Annotated in this window: 1 protein-coding gene; it reads right to left on the bottom strand. The window is 69.9% G+C overall.

Going from position 1 to position 2,199, the window contains the following annotated elements:
• Nucleotides 1–2,158 (bottom strand): AAA family ATPase (locus tag WA805_RS00885; protein ID WP_425241415.1); only part of this gene is annotated, 2,158 nt, incomplete at its 3' end.
• Nucleotides 2,159–2,199 lie beyond the last annotated feature (41 nt).

The raw sequence follows: 2,199 nt of genomic DNA on the forward strand, positions 1-2,199 counted from the left end.
CGCGCACCCGTTCAGGCTCCCCGCTCCGGGCCGCTAGTGCGGATGCGAGCGCCAGCCTTGCGTTCTTGCCGTCCCCGGCGGCCAGCCATGCGTGCACGAGCGTGGCCGCCGCCTCTGGCGAGCTATCGCCGCCGGCCCGCTCGGCCGCAGTGGCCGCGGCCGAGGTATCGCCGGCCGCCACGTATGCCCGCGACTCGACCAGGCTCAGCCGCCGGTCGAGCCATGCCGGGACGGACCACCCAGACCGTGCCCCGGCTACCATCTGCGCGGCCGCTCCGCCGTGCCCCTCAGCCAGCCCACCATACGCCGCTACCAGGCAGGCCACCGCCCCAATCAGCTTGTCCGGGCTGACACGCAGGGCGGCGTCCAGCTGCTTGAGCAGCCTGCCGGCTTCCCGCAGCTCATCCCGTTCCAGGTGCACCCAGGCGAGCGCGGCAATCGCCGCGGGGTCCTGTTGCTGAGGGGGCGGCTGCTGCTCTTGGTCGGCCAAGGCCTCCGCGGCCTGGTCGGCCAGCTTTGCGGCGTGGCGCAACTGGCCGCGCAAGGCCTCCACCAGCGCGAGATACCCGAGGCAGGCGGCCCGTTCGCGCTCTCCGCCCGGACCGGTCGCGGCGGCCACACCCGCATTGAGGAAGCGGGCCGCCTCGTCGAGATGGCCAGGCCACAGCTCGACGGCCCCACGGTCGGCCAGCACCCGCGCTCTGACTTCCGGGTGCTGGGCGAGCTTGTCCTCGGGCATCCGGCTGACCAGCGCCTCCGCATCCGAAACGGCTGCGGCCGCCGCCACGAGATCCCCGGTGCGGCGGGAGGTAGTGACGCGGATTACGGCGGCGGCAAGCCGGCACGCGGCGTCGTCATCGGCGGCAAGGGGCGCAAGCATGCCTTCGCCCATATCCAGCGCGGCGGCGCAGGAATCATACCGGCCAGCGGCCAGTTCGACCGCGGCGGCGACGAGATACGGCTGCGGTCCTGCCCAGGCTTCGCCGCGCGGCATGCACCGGAACTCGTCGGCCAGGGACGGGCTGCTCCGCGGCTCGATGATCTCGCTGATCGCCAGAGCATCGATGACTACGGTGGCGGCGAGCTGCCAGTCGTCGGCCTGTGTAGCGTGCTGCACCGCCGCGGTAAGCATTCCGTTTCGCTCATACCACCGGGCAGCCCGCCGGTGCACAGTGGCCACCCGGTCCGCGTACTCGCGCCTCAACTTCAGCCGCAGCACCTCCGCGAACAACGTGTGGTAGCGATACCACCCGTACCCTGTCGGCTGCACGAACGCGTTAGCGCGAGCCATCGCCGGCAGAATCGCACCGGCTCGCTCGTCGCCGGTCAGTTCGCTGGCCGCTTCGGCATTGACATGCTCCAGGATGGACGTGGTCAGCAACACTTCTCGGACCTGAGGCGGAGCGCCCTTCAGAACCTCCTCCACTAGGTAGCCAGTCAGGGCGCTGTCCTCGGTGATCAGCTCCTTGACGAACTGGTCCGGGTCGGAACAGCCGTCCATGGACATCGCGGCCAGGCGGAGGCCGGCCGCCCAGCCCTCGGTCCGCCGCATGAGGCGTCCGAGGGAGTCTGCCGATAGCGCGCTGCCGTGCTGGGCCAGCAGCAGCCTGGCCTCGACGGTGCTGAAAGCCAGGTCGCTGGCCCGGATCTCGGTCAGCTCACCGGCCAGCCGGTAGCGGTGCAGTGGCAGCAGCGGATCCACCCGGGAGGAGACCACCATGCGCAGACCCGGCTGCGCATTCCGCAGAATGAAGTCAAGCTCGGTCAGTACCGTCAGTTTGGTCAGGACATGAAGGTCGTCGACGACCAGTGACACCGGCGGGCTCTGGGCAGCCAGCACCGACGCAAGCTGCAGCAAGAACATATGGCCCGATGCCCGTCGGCGCGAAGCTGCCGACAACCCCGCAGGAAGGGCAACTCCGGACCGGCCAAGTGCCGCGACGGCATAGGACCAGAAGGCGCCTGGCTGGTTGTCGAAGTCGTCCATGGAGATCCAGGCAACAGTCCCGGGCTCGGCCGCTGCCCACAGCGCCAGTGCCATCGTTTTGCCCGCGCCGGGAGGGCCAGTGACGATGGTCAGCGGGCACCGCTGCGTGCCCTCGGCGATGAGCTTGGTAATCCGCGGCCGCGGCACCGCCCAGTCCGGCACATCTGGCACGGTGATCTTGGCTGCCAGAATGGGGATTTTAGCGGAAACTG

It is taken from the genome of Trebonia sp., assembly GCF_049794275.1.
In the GTDB taxonomy this organism is placed as follows: domain Bacteria; phylum Actinomycetota; class Actinomycetes; order Streptosporangiales; family Streptosporangiaceae; genus Trebonia.